This window comes from Streptomyces sp. SS7 (assembly GCF_037993025.1).
Lineage (GTDB): Bacteria > Actinomycetota > Actinomycetes > Streptomycetales > Streptomycetaceae > Streptomyces.
This window is the reverse complement of record NZ_CP141223.1, coordinates 9,658,865-9,676,856: the sequence shown is the minus strand read 5'-3', so window position 1 is coordinate 9,676,856 and position 17,992 is coordinate 9,658,865. Positions and strand designations below refer to the sequence as shown.

14 protein-coding genes are annotated in these 17,992 nt (G+C 73.1%); 10 read left to right on the top strand and 4 right to left on the bottom strand.

The annotated features are described in order from the left end of the window. The first annotated feature begins 174 nt into the window (after positions 1-174). Genes U5640_RS43615 through U5640_RS43580 form a run of 8 tightly spaced genes read left to right on the top strand, consistent with a single transcriptional unit; the run spans position 175 to position 6,841 of the window. Positions 175-504: a hypothetical protein gene (locus U5640_RS43615; RefSeq protein WP_340384797.1), complete on the top strand. Its 330-nt coding sequence runs from the start codon at positions 175-177 to the stop codon at positions 502-504. Further along, entirely contained in the window at positions 501-1,502 is a 1,002-nt protein-coding gene (locus tag U5640_RS43610; protein WP_340384796.1) for a BtrH N-terminal domain-containing protein, read from the top strand. The genes U5640_RS43615 and U5640_RS43610 overlap by 4 nt, the downstream gene beginning before the upstream one ends. Further along, positions 1,499-2,806 (top strand): DegT/DnrJ/EryC1/StrS family aminotransferase, encoded by a 1,308-nt coding sequence (locus U5640_RS43605; RefSeq protein ID WP_340384794.1) that lies wholly within the window; start codon positions 1,499-1,501, stop codon positions 2,804-2,806. The genes U5640_RS43610 and U5640_RS43605 overlap by 4 nt, the downstream gene beginning before the upstream one ends. Then, the gene (locus U5640_RS43600; RefSeq protein ID WP_340384792.1) at positions 2,803-3,594 is read left to right on the top strand and encodes a transketolase; all 792 of its coding nucleotides are present in this window, start codon (positions 2,803-2,805) and stop codon (positions 3,592-3,594) included. Before U5640_RS43605 ends, U5640_RS43600 begins: the two co-directional genes overlap by 4 nt. Beyond that, positions 3,591-4,550, top strand: coding sequence for a transketolase C-terminal domain-containing protein (locus U5640_RS43595; protein WP_340384790.1), 960 nt, complete (start codon positions 3,591-3,593; stop codon positions 4,548-4,550). The genes U5640_RS43600 and U5640_RS43595 overlap by 4 nt, the downstream gene beginning before the upstream one ends. Positions 4,551-4,564: 14 nt before the next feature. Further along, entirely contained in the window at positions 4,565-4,813 is a 249-nt protein-coding gene (locus tag U5640_RS43590; protein ID WP_340384788.1) for an acyl carrier protein, read from the top strand. A 1-nt stretch (position 4,814) separates the two neighbouring features. Next, the gene (locus tag U5640_RS43585; RefSeq protein ID WP_340384786.1) at positions 4,815-6,095 is read left to right on the top strand and encodes a cytochrome P450; all 1,281 of its coding nucleotides are present in this window, start codon (positions 4,815-4,817) and stop codon (positions 6,093-6,095) included. Then, entirely contained in the window at positions 6,092-6,841 is a 750-nt protein-coding gene (locus U5640_RS43580) for an alpha/beta fold hydrolase (RefSeq protein ID WP_340384784.1), read from the top strand. Before U5640_RS43585 ends, U5640_RS43580 begins: the two co-directional genes overlap by 4 nt. A gap of 59 nt (positions 6,842-6,900) precedes the next feature. On the opposite strand, the gene U5640_RS43575 is transcribed toward U5640_RS43580, so the two are convergent. From U5640_RS43575 to U5640_RS43565, 3 genes are read right to left on the bottom strand one after another with little or no spacing between them, the layout of a single operon-like run. Beyond that, positions 6,901-10,686: an SDR family NAD(P)-dependent oxidoreductase gene (locus tag U5640_RS43575; RefSeq protein ID WP_340384782.1), complete on the bottom strand. Its 3,786-nt coding sequence runs from the start codon at positions 10,684-10,686 to the stop codon at positions 6,901-6,903. Between the two features lie 19 nt (positions 10,687-10,705). Continuing rightward, complete coding sequence (locus tag U5640_RS43570) at positions 10,706-11,452, bottom strand: thioesterase domain-containing protein (RefSeq protein WP_340384780.1); 747 nt, start codon at positions 11,450-11,452, stop codon at positions 10,706-10,708. Between the two features lie 11 nt (positions 11,453-11,463). Continuing rightward, entirely contained in the window at positions 11,464-14,682 is a 3,219-nt protein-coding gene (locus U5640_RS43565; protein ID WP_340384779.1) for an amino acid adenylation domain-containing protein, read from the bottom strand. Positions 14,683-15,009: 327 nt separating this feature from the next. On the opposite strand from U5640_RS43565, the gene U5640_RS43560 reads away from it, so the two are divergent. Next, entirely contained in the window at positions 15,010-16,173 is a 1,164-nt protein-coding gene (locus tag U5640_RS43560; RefSeq protein WP_340384778.1) for an acyl-CoA dehydrogenase family protein, read from the top strand. 3 nt (positions 16,174-16,176) lie between these two features. Further along, positions 16,177-17,211 carry an acyl-CoA dehydrogenase family protein gene (locus U5640_RS43555; protein ID WP_340384777.1) on the top strand — a complete coding sequence of 345 codons (1,035 nt, stop codon included), beginning with the start codon at positions 16,177-16,179 and terminating at the stop codon, positions 17,209-17,211. Positions 17,212-17,261: 50 nt separating this feature from the next. Here the strand turns inward: U5640_RS43555 and U5640_RS43550 are convergent, their stop codons facing one another. Then, the gene (locus U5640_RS43550) at positions 17,262-17,990 is read right to left on the bottom strand and encodes a thioesterase domain-containing protein (protein ID WP_340384776.1); all 729 of its coding nucleotides are present in this window, start codon (positions 17,988-17,990) and stop codon (positions 17,262-17,264) included. Positions 17,991-17,992 lie beyond the last annotated feature (2 nt).

Here is a 17,992-nt window from a genome sequence, read left to right as displayed (position 1 = left end):
GCTCTCACCAGTCGAAGGAATCTGCACAACGGGCGAATGAACGTCTGGGGGAACAGTTTGCCCACCGAAACCGTGCCCGGCGGTCTTTGGACGGTCGGCGGAATACCATTCTCCGGTCCGGTCGGCCGCGATCACGGACCCGACAACATCCGCTGCGACGGGCAGCTTCTGCCGTTGCCGGCGACGCAGGCGGACTGGCTGCACCTGCTGGCCGCCTCCGAGCGCCGCTGCGAGGAGATCGTCCATCTCCACTACGCCTCCGGCGCGGTGGACCCGGAGTGGATCAGGGTCTCCGACTTCTGGCCCGGCCGCGCACGCTTCGGAGAGACGTTGGCCGCCCGGTCACCAGCCATGCACTATCCGCACCACCGTCAGCCGGACGTCTCCGCGCAGCTGTGGGCGGTACGTGTCCCGGTGACGCGCCGGGAGCCGCTGCGGGCCTTACGCCTGCCGGTCAACCCGGCCCTGCACGTCTTCGCCCTGACCGTCGAGACCGTACGGTGAACCCGGCGATATCCTCGCTGCCCTGGTACGACGACCTGTGCAGCTGTCTCCAGACGGACATCGGACTCGTACTGGAACGTGCGGGTTGGGAACCGGTGCGGGCGCTGGCCGCCGGATGGCGGTTCACCGCGCCGGCCGGCCCGGTGGAGTCGGTCGAGTTCTACCACCCGGCGGGCGACCGGCTGGAGACCCATCTCTGCCTCCACCATCCGGTGGAGTTCCGCTGGCATCACCCGGCGGACGCCGCGGACGCCCATCGGCAACTGCTCGACGCGCTGGAGCGCGGAGTGCTGCCGGTCGTCGCGGTGAACAACTACCACTTGCCGTTCCGGCCCGCCTACCACGACGTCCACGCCGCGCACCTGCTGGTCGTCACCGGGTACCGCGCCGTCACCGACGGCTATCTGATCAGCGACCCCATGCCGCCCGCCTTCACGGGCGAACTGCCCCGCCCCGTCCTGGAGGCGGCGCGCGGCTCGCTCAGCGTCGACGACCCGAGCGACCCCTTCTTCGCGGGTGCCTCCCCCGCCTTCCGGTGGCTCGAAGTGCGCCCGACCGGTCCGCAGCCGCAGCTGACACCGGCGTGGCTGCGTACCGTCCTGCACGACAACCTGGCCGCCCAGGGCGCCGACGGGCACCACGGTCCGCCCGCGCTCTCCGCCCTGCTGGACACCGTGCCCGAACGCGCCCGGAAGGAGGGGGTGGGTGCGCTTCAGGAGCTGTACGTACTCGGCTGGCCGGCCCAGGCGGAGGCCGCCCTGCACGCGAGCTTCCTGGCCGGCGCGGCGCGGTCGCTCGACCGGCCGGACCTGGCCGAGCTGGGCCGCTGGGTCGACCTCGTGGCGCACAGCTGGACCGGGGTGCGGGTGGCCGCCGCGCACACCGCCGTCGGCGACGGTCCCGGCGAGGAACACGTGCTCAGCCTGGGGCGTCGGCTGGTGGCGACCTGGGAGCTGTGTCTGGACCGCCTGGAGACCGTGCTGCGGGAGAGTCCATGAGCCGACTCGCCATGCTCGGCGGCGCGCCGGCCGTGCCCGCGCCCGACCCGGTCACCGCCGCCCTGACCGACTGGCCGGTGGTGACCGCCGAGGACGAGCAGGCCGTGCTGCGGGTGTTGCGCGGCGACCGGCTGACGGCCGCGTCCGGCGGGGACGGTGAGACGACCGCGCTGGAGCGGGAGTGGGCCGAGTTCACCGGCACCGCCCACTGCGTGGCGGTGGCCTCGGGCACCGCGGCACTGGAGGTCGCCCTGGCGGCCGCGGGCATCGGGCCGGGCGACGAGGTGGTGGTGCCGGCGCTCACCATGAACGCCACCGCCCATGCCGTACGCCGTTGCGGTGCCGAACCGGTCTTCGCCGACATCGAGCCCGACACCTACACCCTCGACCCGGCTGCGGTCCCGGCGGTGCTGACCGGGCGCACGGCCGCCCTGCTGCCGGTACACCTGCACGGTCTGCCCGCCGCCATGGACGCGCTGGGAGACCTCGCGGGCGACCGGGGCCTCGCGGTGGTCGAGGATGCCGCCCAGGCCCACGGCGCACGCCACCAGGGTTCCCCGGTCGGATCGCTCGGTGTCGCCGGCTGCTTCAGCCTTCACCCCAGCAAGAACCTCCCGACCTGTGGCGAGGGCGGGCTCGTCACCACCGATTCGGACAGCCTGCACCGCGCGGCGCTGGCGCTGCGCAATTTCGGAGAGCGCCCGCCGGTGCGCATCCGTACCTACGTCGCACACGGCCCCGGGTGGAACGCCCGGATCGGGCCGGTGCAGGCCGCATTCACCCGGTCCCAGCTGAGCCGCCTGCCGCAGTGGTCCAAGGCCCGTGAGGAGTCGGTGGGCGCTCTGCTGAACCGGCTGGCGGCGCTGCCGGGGCTGCGGGGTCCGGTGGTTCCCGCCGACCGGACCCATGCCTGGCACATCGTGCGGCTGCGTCTGGTTCCGGAGGAGCTCGGTCTGCCGGACGTGGCCCCGGTCTCCCTGCGACGGGCCCTGCACCGTGCGCTGCGGGCGGAGGGAGTACCGGTCTCCCGCTACCAGACCGCACCGCTGCCCGCCCATCCCGCCTTCCGGCCCGCGGGGTCGTCCCTCGACGCGATCGCCGAGCGCTTCCCGGTGACCGGCGCGGCGCTCGACGGCACGCTGTGTCTGCAGCGCCGCCACCTCAACCCTGCGGCCGTGCCCGTGCTGGCCGCGTACGCCGACGCGTTCGAGAAGGTGTGGGACCACCTGGACACGATACGCACCATGGCACGGGCCCGCCCGCACGGCGACTGGCGGGACGAACTCAGGGAAGGCCCGCGGTGAGCGCGCCCCAGGAGAAGGCCGCCGCCCTGGCCCACCGGCTGCGCCGGGATGTGGTGGCGATGGCGGCCGGGCCCCAGGGCGCGCACCTGGGGGGCAGCCTGTCCTGCGTGGACGTGCTCGCCGTGCTGTACGGCGGGCTGCTCGGCGAGCGGGACTCCTTCGTGCTGAGCAAGGGCCACGCCGCGCCCGCGCTCTACGCCGCGCTGGCCGCCACCGGCCGGCTCGACCGGGCCGAACTGGCCCGGTACGCCGAGCCGGGCAGCCGTCTGTTCGGGCACCCGCCGCGCGGGCTGCCCGGGGTGGAGTTCCCCACCGGCTCGCTCGGCCACGGGCTGAGTCTGGCGGCCGGAGTGGCTCTCGCCGGGCAGCTCACCGGCGCCGGCGGCCGGACGTATGTGCTGCTCGGGGACGGCGAACTGCAGGAGGGCACGGTATGGGAGGCGGCGATGTTCGCGGGGGCCCGGCGGCTGGCCTCGCTGGTCGCCGTCGTGGACCGCAACGGCCTCCAGCTCGCCCGGCCGACCGAGGACGCCGGCAGCCCGGAACCGCTGGAGGCGCGTTTCGCCGCGTTCGGCTGGCGGGTGCGCCCGGTCGACGGACACGACCACGCGGCTCTCGAGGCGGCGTTGCGCGAGCCTGCCGACCGCCCGGTGGCGGTGCTGGCTCGCACCGTCAAGGGCCAGGGGGTGCCCTTCTTGCGGGGCCGGATCTCCAGCCATTACGTGAAACTCCGTCCGGAGCTCCTCAGACGTGCCCTCGCCGCCCTCGACGCCCGGGAGGGCCGATGACGACCACGACCAGGTCCCCGGCCCTCTCGCCCCGGGAGGTCTACCGGGACGCGCTGCTCGCGCTGGCCGCGGAGGACGAACGGGTGATCTGCCTGGACTCCGACACCGGCGGGCTGGGCGAGTCCTTCGGGCGCCGCTTCCCGGACCGTTACGTGGATGTCGGCATCGCCGAGGCGAACCTGTTCGGGGTGGCCGCCGGCCTGGCGGCACGGGGGCTGCGTCCGTACGTGCACACCATGGCGGCGTTCGCGAGTCTGCGGGCGGGCGAGCAACTGAAGCTCGACATCGTCGGCAACCGCCTGCCGGTCCGGGTGATCGCCACCCACGCCGGACTCTCCGCGACCCACTTCGGTCCCACCCACTACGCCCTGGAAGATCTCGCCGTCGCCCGGGCCTTGCAGGACCTGACGGTCGTGGTGCCGGCAGACGCCGCCGAGATCGGCCCGGCGCTGCGCGCCCTGCACCGGCTGCCCGGCCCGGCCTATGTGCGGCTGGGGCGGTCCCCCACGCCGCCGGTGGTGCCGCGGCCCCCGGAGTTCCGGCTGGGCAGGGCCGTGCCGCTGCGCGCGGGCACGGATGTCACCGTGCTCGCACTGGGCCCCCTGCCGGTCCTGCTGGCCCTCCGGGCCGCCGGGCAGCTCGCGGACGAGGGTGTGTCCTGCCGGGTGCTGCAGATCCACACCCTGTGCCCGCTGGACGCCGAGACGGTGCGGGAGGCGGCCCGGTCCACCCGGGGTGTCGTGACGGTCGAGGAGCACCGCCCCTCGGGCGGCCTCGGCGATGCCGTCGCCGAGACGCTCGGCTGTCACCGACCCGTCCCGCAGGTGCGGGTCGCGGTGCGCGGTCCGGTGGGCACCGTGGTCCGCACCCACGAAGACGCCCTGGCCGAGGCCGGGTTGAGTGCCGCAGCCATCCGGGAGGCTGCGCTCCGTGTCCTGCACATCCAGACCTCCTGAGAGGTGAGATCCCGATGCCGGACCGCACCAGCCTGCGGGTCGCCGAACTGTTCGCGCGCGTGCTGAACATCGAACACGTCGCCGAGGGCGACGACTTCTTCCAGCTCGGCGGCACCTCGCTGTCCGCGATGGAACTGCTCGACGCCATCGACGACGATCTCGGGGTCCGCCTGCCGCCCAGAGCGCTCTACCAGGCGACGGTCGTCTCCGAGCTGGCCGAGGAGATCAACGCCCGTGTCCCCGCCCCCGCCGAAGGAGCCTGAGATGCGCCTGTCCCGCCCGCCGTTCGCACCGGCCGGCTTCGAGGACGTGGATCTGCTCGACTCCGCCTACTACGCCACCGGGGACCCGCACGCTTTGTGGGCCCAGCTGCGGGAGACCGAGCCGGCCTACTACTGCGACCCGGGCGACGGGCGCGAACCCTTCTGGGTGCTCACCCGGTACGCGGACGTCGCGCGGGTGTTACGGGACCACCAGGCCTTCTCCTCGCGGCGCGGCACCATGCTGTGCATCATCGACCTCGGCATGCCCGACTTCGCTTCCGACGAGATGATGCCGGACACCGATCCGCCGCGCCACCGGCAGCTGCGCGAGCCGGTCAGCAGGGCGCTCACCCCGCGCGCGGTGGCCTCCCAGGAGGGGGCGCTGCGCGGGATCGTGCACGAGTTGCTGCGCCCCGCCCTGGACGGCGAGGTGTTCGACCTCGCGCAGGCCGCGCTGATGTTCCCCATGGCCTTCACCGGCACGCTGATGGGGCTGCCCCGGGAGCACTGGCGGCGCATGGCCGAACTGACCACGATGACGGTCGCCTACGACGATCCGGACTACTCCCTGGGTGACCCCAAGCAGACCATCCGGCTGGCCCACCACGAACTCTTCGACGTTTTCCGGACCGAGGTCCGTGATCGCCTGGCGACCGGCCGGGAGGCCGACGACCTGATCGGCATCCTGCGGTCGATGAACGTGGACGGCCGACAGCTGACGGAACATCAGTTGATCCTCAACTGCTACGCGCTGCTGCTCGGCGCGAACGTCACCACCCCTCACGTCACCTCCACCCTCGTGATGGCGATGGCTGAGCACCCGGAGCAGTTCGAGGCTGCCCGCAAGGACCCGGAGCTGCGCCGGCCCCTGGTGCAGGAGACGTTGCGCTGGTCCTCCCCGGCGAGCCACTTCATGCGCTACGCGGTACAGGACGTGCGGTTGCACGGCCGCACCCTGCGGGCGGGCGAGCCGGTCAGCGTGTGGCTGGGCTCGGCCAACCGGGACGACCGAGTGTTCGAGCGTCCGTACGAGTTCGACGGGACCAGGACCGGCAACCGGCACCTCGCCTTCGGTGTGGGACCGCACTACTGCATCGGCGCGGGGCTGGCCACCCTTGGCCTGGAGGTCTTCCTCGACGAACTCCTGAACCTGGTGGAACGGGTGGAGCCGGCCGGCGAGCCCGTGCACCTGGCCTCGAACTTCGTCGCCGGGTACAAGCACCTGCCGGTCAGGCTGACGCCCCGCGCCGGGGCGCGCGGGTCCGGGGCCGGGGCCGCGTGACCGGCCGCCCCGAAGGCCGGTGGGGATCCTGGTTCGACAACCGGTTCCGTCGCGCGGCGGCGTCGGCCACGCTGTACTGCTTCCCGTTCGCGGGTGGTACGGCCGCGTACTACGCACCCTGGGCGCCGGAGTTCACGGCGGCGCTGGAGATCGTCCCGGTTCAGCCACCGGGTCGCGGGGCCCGGATGGCGGAGCCCGGCCCGACGAGCATCGCGGAGATGGCCGACACGCTGGCGCCGCTGATCGCCTCGGCCCCGACCCGGCCGTTGCTCTTCGGGCACAGCATGGGGGCGATCACCGCCTTCGAGGTGGCCCGGCGGCTCCGGGACCTGGGGCGGCCGGCCGACATGCTCTTCGTCAGCGGGCGGCCCGCGCCGCCGATCAGACGCCCCCTCGCTCCGGTGTCGGCGCTGCCGCGGAACGCCTTCGTGCGCATGCTGCGGGAGTACGGCACAGCTCCGGAAGCGGTGCTCGCCCACGAGGAACTGCTCGATGTGCTGCTGCCGATGATCCGCGCCGACTTCGCCCTGATCGAGCGGTACCGCTACGTTCCGGGCCCGCGGCTGGACTGTCCGGTCCTGGCCTGGTGCGGCGACGGGGACCCTGAGGTGCAGCCCGAGGACATGGCCCGCTGGGCGGAGCAGACAGCCGGCCCGTTCGAGCTGACAGTGCTGCCCGGTGGGCACTTCTTCCTGACCGGCCATCACCGGCAGGTCGTGAAGACGGTACTGCGCACGGCCGGGTGAGCGCGGTGTGCCGGGGCCCGGGCAGGACACGTCCTGCCCGGGCACCGGTGCTGCGCACCTCAGGCCGGCGCGAGAGCTGCTGCGAGCTCCCGGACGGTGGAGTACCGGTACAGCATCGGCACCGGAACCTCCCTGCCGAGGCGTCGGCCGAGTGCGTCGGCCACCTGGAGGATCACGATGGAGTCGCCGCCGAGGGAGAACACCGAGTCGTCCCGGCCGACCCGTTCGTGCGGGAAGTGCTCGCCGAAGACGTGGGCGATCGCGGTCTCGGCCGGGCCGGCCGGCGGTGCGTAGCTGCTGGGCCGGCGGTCCACGGCACGCTCGGCGAGCAGCCTGACCGCGTCGGGTTCGCCCGCCGGGGTGCTGGGGATCCGCGGCACCACGACGAGCTGGGCGAGGGCGCCGTGCGCGGCGAGCGCGCCCGCCACCGCGCGCCGCACCTCGGCGGCGTCGGCGCCCTCCTCGACGACCAGGGCGACGACGACGCTGCCTCCCGAGAACTGGTCCGGGGCGAGCTCCGGGGCGAGATGGGGGTTGCGCGGATCGGCGCCGAGCAGCAGATACGGCCGGGAAGTCCGCAACGCTCCGAGCAACAGGCGCAGGCCTTCGGCGGGTTCGAGGGAGCGCAGCCCGCGCCGCTCGGCGGCGGCGACCAGCGGACTGCCGTTGTTCATGCCGGTGCCGGACCACATGCTCCAGGCCAGGCAGCGCACGTACCGCCCCTGGGAGTGCCAGCGGTGGCCGAAGCCGTCGAGCGCCGCGTTGGCCGCCGCGTAGGCGCCGTACGCGGCGCCGCCGAGGTGGCCGTTGACCGAGGAGAACAGCACCACGCCGGTCTGCGGACGGTCGTGCAGGACGGTCTCCAGTGCGGCGCAGCCCGCAAGTTTGGCGTGCAGCATGTGCCGCAACCAGTCGACGGTCTCCCGACGCAGTTCGTGCGCGGCGAGGTCGGTCCACTGGGGAGCCGGGGAGGCGCCGGCGGCGTGCACCGCGAGGTGCAACGGCGTGCCCCACTCCCGCTCGGCCTCGTCGATGCCGGCCGCGAGGGCGGCGGTGTTCGCGACGTCCGCGGCCAGGTAGCGGACGTCACCGAGGGCGCGCAGGCCGGCGAGGAGATCGGCCTGTTCGGGCGGGAGTTTCTCCTCGGGGGTGCGGCCGGTGATGAGGAGCCGGACACCCAGCGCGGCGAGCACGTACTCCGCGAAGACGGCGCCCAGCCCGCCCAGACCGCCGATCAGGAGGCAGGTGCCGCCGGGCGGCAGCACCTCCTTGGGAACGGCGAGCTCGGAGGCGACCTCCAGCTGCCGCAGCCGGGGGGCGTGAGCGACGCCGCGGCGCACTGCGGCCAGTTCCTCCGGATACGGGACAAGGGCGAGCCGCGCGAGCTCGGTGGGCCCGGCGCCGGCGGGGGCGTCCACCAGCCGGACGGCTGTGAACAGGTCCTCGGCGACGGCCGTGCGGACCAGTCCGGCGAGTGCGGCGCGCCGGGGCTCGACCGGATCCTCCGGGTGGCTGCCGAGCGCGCCCTGGGTCAGCACCGTGAGCTCGGCTCCGGTCGAGGTGCGGGCGAGCGCCGAGAGGACGGTGAGGAATCGGGCGGCGGGCTCGTCGGCGGGCCTGTCGGGGGCGGAGCCCGTCTCCCAGGCGTAGATCACCAGGGGGTGTGGGCCGAGGTCGGGCGCGAGGCGTTCCAGCTCCCGGACCAGGGCGGCCGGGTCGAGAGGGTCGGCGGCGGGGACGGCGGGCCGAGTGAGGACGTGGGGTTCGCCGCCGAGCCGTGCGGCGAGGGCCTCGGGCAGCGTGCTGCCCGGCGGGGCGAACAGCAGCACCGGCCGGTCCCCGCGGAGGGGCGCGGGGTCCGGCACCGCGATCCAGACGCGTTCGAGCACCGGGCTCGCCGCGGTGCCGGGTTCCTCGGCGCGGTGGTCGTAGCGGCGGTCGGCGAACCGGCCGGCGCGGTGGTCCTCGACGAGTCGGCCGCGCTGGATCTTGCCGCTGGCGGTACGCGGGAACTCCTCGGCGGTGAGCGGGATCACGGCCTCGGGATTCAGGGCCAGCTCCTTGGCCAGGGCGCTGCGCACAGCAGCGACGGTGCCGTCCAGATCGCCCGCGGCCTCGTCGTCGGGTACGAAGAAGACGAGGATCGTGTCGGTGCCGCGGTCCTCGTCGCGGACCCCGCACACGGCGGCGCAGGCGGGTCGGACACCGGGGGTCTGTTCGACGACGGCCTCGGCGTCGGCGACAGGGTAGTTGGCGCCGTTGACGATCACCATGTCCTTCTCACGGCCGGTCAGGGTGAGCCGGCCGTTCCGGAGGAAGGCCAGGTCGCCCGTGTCGAACCAGCCGTCGTCGGTGAACGCGGCGGAGTTCGCCTCCGGGTTGCGGTGGTACTCACGCAGCAGAGTGTCCCCGGTGATCTGGAGGCGGCCGATCCGGCCCTCGGGCAGCACGTCTCCCTGTGGGTCGACGATCCGCAGGGTGACGCCGGGGATCGGCGGGCCGACCTCGGTGAGCAGCACGGCTCCGGCGGCTTCGGCGGGCAGTGTGGCGAGCCGGCCGTCCAGCGAGTGCGGGTCGAGCGCGATCGTGCCGACGGACGGGTCACGGGCGTCGAGGGCCGAGTAGGTGACTCCGGAGGACGTCTCGGACATGCCCCAGCAGGCGACCATGGCGGTGGGCGGCAGGCCGTGCGGGACGAGCAGTTCGAGGAAGCGCCGGGCGGTGCGGGCCACCACGGCCTCGCCCGCGTTGCACAGGTGCCGGGCCGCGCTGAGGTCCCAGGTGCCCGTCCGGATTCCCGTGGCGTGCTTGGCGACCAGGGCGTAGGCGAAGTTGGGGGCCCAGGTGTTGGTCACCCGGTACTCGGACAGCCAGTCCAGCAGCGCCAGCGGACGCCGGATGAACGCCTCGGTGCGGGCGTTGACGTGCTCGCACCGGAGGAAGACGTCCCTGACGTTGGACATCACGATGCCGCCCACGTGGTCCAGCGGCATGAAGTTGAGCGTGACCTCGTGTTCGGTGAAGCCGTTGGCGGCGGCCACCGCGTGGGTGCGTGCGGCGATCGAGCGGTGTGCGTGGCGCACGCACTTCGGGGTGCCGGTGCTGCCCGAGGTGAGCAGGTGGACGACCGGGTCGTCGGGGCCGACGGGATGCGGCTCGGCGGGGTCGGCGGCGGTGAGGCCGGCGAGAGAGTCGACCTTCGCCGGGGTGCGGCCGCTCCACCGGGCGACCAGGGCTGCGGTCGGGTCGCGCAACGCGTCGTCGGTCAGGATCAGCGGGCGGTCGAGCAACTCCCAGACGGTCTGCAGCCTGCGGGTGCCCGCGTTGTCGGTGGTGTGGTCGAGGACCGGGCCGACCGGGGTGGGGACCATCCCGCCGAGGACGCAGGCCCAGAAGCCGGTCAGGAAGGTCCGGCTGTCGGCGCACTGCAGCAGCACGGGGTCACCTGGGCGCAGTCCTGCGGCGCGCAGACCGGTCAGGGCGCACCGTGCCTCGTGCAGCAGGCGTGGGTAGGTCTGCCGGTCGGTGCCGCCGTCGGGCAGCAGGTAGGTGGTGCCGCGCCCGGGAGCGAGGTCCGCGGCGCGCAGGAGGGCCTCGGTGAGGGTACGGGGGGCGTCCGGCGGGACGCCGGTCGGCGGGCCGGCGCTGATGGCGGGCCGGCCGTCGGGTATCGGTGTGCCGGCGAGCGGTGTGGTCTCCGGTCCGGTCGGGGCGGGCGGGGCGGAGCGGACCCGCCGGTCGAGCACGACGGCGGCCTCCTGGACGCCGGGGACGGCCTCCGCTCGCTGTTTCAGTACCGCAGGATCGTCGGTATCGGTTCCGGCAGCGCCCGGGTGGTGCGCCATGTTCTCCCCCTCAGCGGTGTCACTCGGCCAGCAGCGCGCGGGCGAGGACCCGAGTGGTCCGTTCGGTGGGTTGGTTGACGAAGTAGTGACCGCCGTCCACCTCGTGGTGGGTGTGGCCGAGGGTGGTGTGCTCGGCCCAGGCGTGCAGGGCGGCGATCGGGAGGGTGCTGTCCTCGGTTCCGCGCAGGGTGGTCACCGGGATGGGCAGCGGCGGCCGCGGCACGTGCCGGTACGTCTCCCACAGGGTGAAGTCGGCCCGGATCAGCGGCAGGAGCATCTCCAGCAGTGCGGAGTTGCGCTGGACGGCTGCGGGCAGTCCGCCGCGCCGCCCGACCTCCGCGGCGAGGTCCGCGTCGGTCAGGGCATGCAGCGGGTGCTCGGGGGGCGGCAGGTGCGGGGCGGGCTGCGCGGCGGCCAGCAGTCGGCGCGGCCACAGCCCGTGCCGCTCGCCCAGTTCCCGGGCGACTTCCCAGCCGAGCAGTGCCCCCGCGCAGTGGCCGTACAGGGCGAAGTCACCGGTGCAGAAGGGGCGGAGCGCGATGGCGCAGGACCGTACGAGTGCCCGTAACCGGGTCGGCGGGTCCTCCTTGGAACGGTCCTCACGACCGGGCAGCTGAACGGCCATCACCTCGACGGAGGGGGGAAGCAGCTCCGGCCAGGTCCGAAAGGCGGAGGCGCCCGCTCCGGCGTGCGGCAGACAGATCAACCGCAGGGCAGGGGCGGTCCGGGCGGCCCGCCGGACCCAGGGAGACTCGGCGGTGAACACGGCTTCGCCCCTCACTGGTTCCCGAACCGCTCGTGCGAAAGGGCCTCGATCTCGTCGTCCCCCAGTCCCTCCACCAGGTCGAGGGCCGCGGCCAGGCGGTCGCGCCGCCGGTCGCGGCGGGCCAGCGCGTCGTCGACGATCCGGGCAAGACCGGCGACCGTGGGCGCGGCGAAGAACTCGGCGATGGAGACGTCGACTCCGAACACCGCCTTCACCCGCGGCGCGATCCGGATGGCCTGGAGGCTGGTGCCGCCGAGCGCGAAGAAGTTGACGTGGCGCCCGATCCGGGTCCCCAGCAGCGGGCCGAACACCTCGGCGGCAATGGTGCGTTCCGTGGCAGTGCCGTCCTCCGGGCCGGTGTCGTCGAGGTCCGTCAGCCGGGTGAACTCGACGGCGGGCAGGGCGCGTCGGTCCACCTTGCCGCTCGCGGTGAGCGGAACGGCGGGCACGGGCACGAGAACGCTGGGCACCATGGTCGGCGGCAGTTTGTCGCCGAGCGCGGACCGCACCGCGTCGAGCTTGAGCTCGCCCTCCTGTTCCGCCACCACGTACGCGACGAGCAGGGTGCCCCGGTGGGGGTCCACCGCCACGTCGGCGACCGCCCGGGCGACCCCGGGCAGGGACTGCAGGGCCGCCTCCACCTCGCCGAGTTCCACTCGTACGCCGCGGACCTTCACCTGCCGGTCCACCCGTCCGCGGAAGACCAGATCGCCGTCGTCGTTCCAGCCGGCGAGGTCGCCGCTCAAGTACATGCGCGAACCGGGTGGACCGTACGGATCGGGGCGGAAGCGTTCGGCCGTCAGACCGGGCCGGCCGAGGTAGCCGCGAGCGACGCCGAGGCCGGCGACGGCCAGTTCTCCGACCGCCCCGGGTGGGAGGAGACCGAGATCGCCGTCGACCACGTAGGCCCGGTGGTTGGTCATCGCGCGGCCCATCGGCGGCGAGCCGGCCCAGTGGCCCGCGCAGTCCTTGGCCACCACGGTGACGGTCGTCTCGGTCGGGCCGTAGCCGTTGGTGAAGCGGCGGCCGCGAGCCCAGCGGGTGGTGAGTTCACCGGAGAACGCCTCGCCTCCGACGAACGCCACGCGCAGGGTCGGGTACCGGTCGGGGTCGAGCAGCTCCATGATCGCCGGCGGCAGGTCGACCACGGTGATCCGCTCGTCGGCGAGAATCGTGTCGAGGGTGTCCAGGGAGGAGCGTTCCTCGTCGTCCACGACGTACAGCCGGGCTCCGGACAGCAGGGCTCCGAAGATCTCGAAGACCGATACGTCGAAGCCCAGGGAGGCGAAGTGCAGGACCCGGTCCGACGGGACCAGGTCGAACATCTCCTGCACGTTGCGGACGAAGCCGGTCGCGTTGCGGTGCTCGACCAGGACCCCCTTGGGACGCCCGGTGGAGCCGGAGGTGTAGATCACGTAGGCCAGGGACTGCGGGGCGACCCGCGGCCTGGGCGGGGAGTCGGGGAACTCGGCGTCCTCGTCCTTCTCCCCGTGCACCGTGACGATCTCGGCCGCGGTGCCCTCCTCGAGCTGTGCGACCGCGGGGGAGGCGAGGACGTGGCGGGCGCCGCAGTCGGCGATGACGGTGCGGACCCGGTCGGCGGGCTGTCCGAGATCGACGGGGACGTAGGCCGCACCCGCCTTCAGTACGGCAAGGACCGCGGTGACGGCGGCGGGACCGCGCCGCACGAGCACCGGCACCCGGTCCCCCGGTGCCACGCCCCGTGCCATCAGCCGGTGAGCCAGTCGGTTGGCGCGGGCCTCGAGCTCACCGTATGCGATCTCGCCGCCGCGGCCCGCCAGCGCGACTCGTTCGGGCTGGGCTCGCGCGACGTCCTCGAACACCTGGTGCAGCACCTCGGGCGGGCGACTGCCGATCGGAGCGTTCCACTGCGTCAGGATCGTGGAGCGCTCCTTCTCCCGGGTGATCTCCAGTGCGTGCAGCGGGGTGCCGGGGTGGGCACAGCCTTGTGCGAGGAGGAGCAGGAAGCGCTCGGCCAGCCGGCGCGCGGTGGACTCGCGGTACAGCGCGGTGGCGTAGCGGACCCGCAGGACAGGCGCCGGACCGTCCAACCGCGTTGTTTCCAGGGAGAGTTCAAAACTGTTGGCGCCGGTGTCGATCCGTTCGGCGTCGATCGTCAACGCTCCGACGACGGCGCTGGGCGCGGACTCGGTCCACGCGTCGAAGCCGAGCTGGACCAGCGGCAGCCGGGACGGGTCGGGTTCGAGGCCGAGGCCGTCCAGGACGGTGCGGAACGGTGTGGCGCCGTGCCGTTCGGCCTCCTCGCGCTGGGCGTGCACGCGCCGCACGATCTCGGCGAACGCAGGATCGCCGTCGAGGTCCACCCGTAGGGGCAGCAGGTTCCCGCAGTCCCCGACCAGGAGGTCGGAGGGAAACGGACCGAGTACCCGATGAGGTAGGCCAATGGTGAGGTCGACGCTCGATATGTGTCTGGCCACGAGCGCCAAGAACACTGCGAGAAGGACATCCTCCGCGGGATTCCCGGAGTTCTCCGCGAAATTCCGCACCTGCTTCAGCAGCTCATCCGGAATCGGGGATTCAATGACTTCTGCGGTGAGGTCGAGAACCCGTTGCCGAGGATGGTCGGGAGGGATCTCGGTATTCTCCCAGGCGGCCAGCGTACGTTGCCAGAATTCCATTCCGGCGTGCGCCTCGGGGCTCTCGGTCCAGTTCCGTTGCCAGGTCGCGTAAGCACCGAACGGGTGGGCGGTGGCGGGGAACTCCGGATTCCGGTCGGCCAGCCGGGCGCGATAGGCCTCGGCGAGATCGGCCACCAGCACCCCGGCGGAACGATGGTCCAGGATCAGGTGGTGGGAGATCAGCAGCAGGACGTGCTCGTCGGGGGACAGCCGCAGCAGCCGCCACCGGAGCGGCGGCGCGGCGTCGATGTCGAAGCCGTCCGCGAGTTCGGCCGCCACGATCTCCTGAGCACGCACCCGCACGTCCTCGCGGTCGCAGGGCTCGGCCTCCAGTCGTACCGGCCGCGCGGCCTGCACCACCTGCACTCCGGTGTCGTGTTCGCGCGGGAAGACCGAGCGCAGGACGCTGTGCCGGCCGATCAGGTCGTCCAGCGCCGCCCGCAGCGCGGGCACCTCCGTCGGTCCGGTCAGACGCAGAGCGCAGCCGAGTCCGTAGGCGGTGCTGCTGGGCGACACCTTGTCGAACAGCCAGAGCTGCTCCTGCCGGAAGGTGAGCGGAGCCGTACGCACTCCCGGTTCAGCCCCGTCGAGTCGGGCCAGCAATTCGGCCCGGCGCTCCGTGGAAAGGCTCCGCAGTCTTCGGAGCAACTCGCCTTGCCCACCCAATTCATCCCCCAGTTCACCAGACGCCATGACTGTCGTCACAGCGGACACGGCACGCAAGGACGCGTCGGACATCAGCGCAAGAAAAGCCTTGTTCACCGAAGTCGACCGAAGGATCGACGGCGAACGAAATCCCCCGTCACTCGTCCATCGACGGGCCGATGCGGCACTATTCAAGGACGGACAACGTGTGCCACAGTAGTGCGGCCATCGAGTCTCGACAAGGACGCGTCCATGGATTTAGGCGTCACCCGGAGAACCCTCGGCTTCAGGCAAGAGCTGCGTGCTCTGCTGACCTCCCCCGACACACGGGCCCTGCTGGACGAGGTCCAGGCCCGCCGCGACGGCATGGACGGTGACGTCCGGCCCCTGTACCGGCATCTCGGCCGGTCCGGTGTGCTCGTTCCGTCCTGGCCCCGCGCATACGGCGGACGGGACGGGGACTTCACCGAGACGGTCGTGCTGCTGGAGGAGCTGGTCGCGCACGGTGTGCCGCAGAGCCTCTACTACATCTCGGTCCAGATCGTCGGCTCGCTGATCCTGCAGGCGGGTTCGCCGGAGCAGCGCGAGGCGCTGTTGCCGCGGCTCGCCTCCGGGGAGCTGTCCGTCTGCATCCTGTTCACCGAACCGGAGCACGGCTCGGACCTGGCCGGCATCACCACCCGCGCCGAGGGTCTGCCGGGGGGTGGCTGGACCCTCAAGGGCCGCAAGACCTACAACTTGAAGACTTCGTACGCGGATCTCGCGCTGTGCGCGGTGCGCACCGCCCCGGAGCAGAGCCGGTACGAGGGCATCTCCCTGTTCCTTGTTCCGCTCGGCGCACCGGGTGTGACCATCCGGCCCCTGCCCAGCCTGGCCGACGAGCAGTTCCACGACGTACGGCTGAGTGATGTACGGGTCGGCCCTGAGGCGGTCCTCGGCACACCGGGGGACGGCTGGTCGCTGATCACCCGGATGTTCGCGGCCGAGCGCAGCGGCCTGGACTACTACGTGCGGGCTCGGCACTGGCTCGACCTGACCGCCCGGCGCATGCGGGGGGATCCAGCGCCCGATCCTGCGGACTGGGCGGAACTGGCGCGCCACCGCGCCCGGTTGGACGCCACCCGGCTGCTCACCTGCCGAGCGCTGCAGCAGCTTCAGGAGGACCGGCCGGACATCGCCGCGGCCTCGATGTCCAAGTGGCACGCGAGTGAGACCGCGCAGGCCGTGTCCTGGTGGTCGCTGGAGGCTCTGGGGCTGTCGGCCTTCGGCCCGGGGACGTCCGACGGACCGGGCCGGGTGCTGGAGGCGGCCTTCCGGGAGGCACCCGGCATGTCGATCTCGGGCGGTGCCTCCGAGGTGCTGCTGGACATCGTCACCGGAGCGCGGCTGCTCGACGACGTGGAGACGGGAGGATAGCGGGTGGACCTGTCGATGGACCCGGTGGAGGTGCGGCTCGCGGAGGCGGTGCGGTCGGCGCTCAGCCGAACCGGCGAGACCCGCTCCGAGCTGGCCGCGATCGGGGTCCCGGAACTCGGGCTGCCGGACCGGCTCGGCGGCTACGGCCTGGGGCTGGGCGCGGAGGTGGTGGTCGATCTGGAACTGGGCCGGAATCTGTGCCCGCTGCCCGCCCTGCGGGAGTCGCGCCTCGCTCTCGACCTGCTGCCGGCGGACCGGACCACCCTGGAGCTGGCCGCCCGGGCTGCCAAGGGTGAGACCCCCTTGGTCACCGTAGGCGTGCACGAGGCCCCCACCGTACGGCTGGACGAGCGGGACCGGCTGTTCGGGGACAGCGGCCCCCTGCCCCCCGAGCAGGCCGCGCTGGCGGTGGTCCGGGCCGTTCGGTCCGACGGGTCGACGCAATGGTGCACGGTGGTGCCCGCCGGCCCGGGTGCGGAGTCGGTGGACCACCCCCTGTTCGGGCTGCCCGGCCGGATGCTGCGCTTCTCCGGCGCGCCCGCCACCTCGCTAGCCGTGGCGGATCCGGTGCTGCACACAGCGCTGGACGCGGCCCGTGTACGCCAGGCCGCGGTACTGATCGGGCTCGCGGAGGCGGCGCTCACCGCGGCCCGGGGGCACGTCAACCGTCGGCTCCAGTTCGGTGCGCCGCTGGTGGACCGCCAGTCGGTGGCGCACCGGCTGGCCCGGCTGGTCGGCCAGGGCGACGGCTGGCGGCTGCTCGTCCACGAGGCCGCCTGGCGGCACGATCGGGGCGAGAACTGCCGGGCGGCCGCCGCACAGGTGCTCGCCGCGGCCGCCGAGCACGCTCTCGACTGCTCCCGGCTGGCCATCCAACTGCACGGGGTGCGGGGCATGCTGGCTCATTCGACGGCCGCCACCGCCTACCGGCACGCCTCGTCGGAGGCGGTCCGGCTGGGCGCTCCCCGTCGCCTGTGGCGGGAGGCGGGCGCCCATCTGGCGGCCTCTCCACGCCCTGCGCCCGGCCTGGGCGAGTGACCGTCCAGGGCGCACCCGCGTGCCGACCGCTCGCCGTCCGGCCGGCCGGCTCAGCCTCCGGCCAGGTCCGTCCGCAGCCGCTCCAGCAGTGCGTCCGGGGCGCTCAGGAAGGTGTAGTGCGTGCCGGGGAGAACCACGGTCGAGGCGTCCGCCCAGCGGCCCCAGCCACCCATCAGCCGGTGCGGCACCTCCACGTCGGCGTCCCAGCCGATCACGGTGAGCGGGCAGGAGACGCCGGCCGTCACCGGCTTGTGGTACTTGCGGTTGGCCTCCAGGTCGGCGCTCATCACGTCCAGGAAGAGGTCGAGCATGTCGGCCGACGGGTTCTTCGAACCGAGCGCGGCGAACAGCCGGCGCAGCTCGTCCCGCAGTTCCTCCTCGGTCATGCCGAGGAACCGCCCGTAGGGGCCGTCCTGCGGGGCCACCTGGGAGGAGACGAAACACCGTTCCGGCGGTCGCAGGCCCGCTGCCTGTATGCGCAACACGGTCTCGAAGGCCGGCAGCGCCCCGCCGCAGTGGCCGAACACCGCGTAGGGCCGGTCCAGGTACGCGGCGATCCCGTCCACCACGTCCTCCGCGAGCTGTTCGTACGTGCCGTAGTGCGGTTCGCGCATGCGGTTCTCCCGGCCGGGGAGCTGCAACGGGACCACTTCCGCCGGCCCGATCCACTGCGGCCAGCCGACGTACATGGAGGCACCGCAGCCCGAGTACGGGAAGCACAGCAGCCGGTACTGCGCGTCGGGCGAGGGCGTGCGCAGGAACCATCGGGGAATCGCCATCA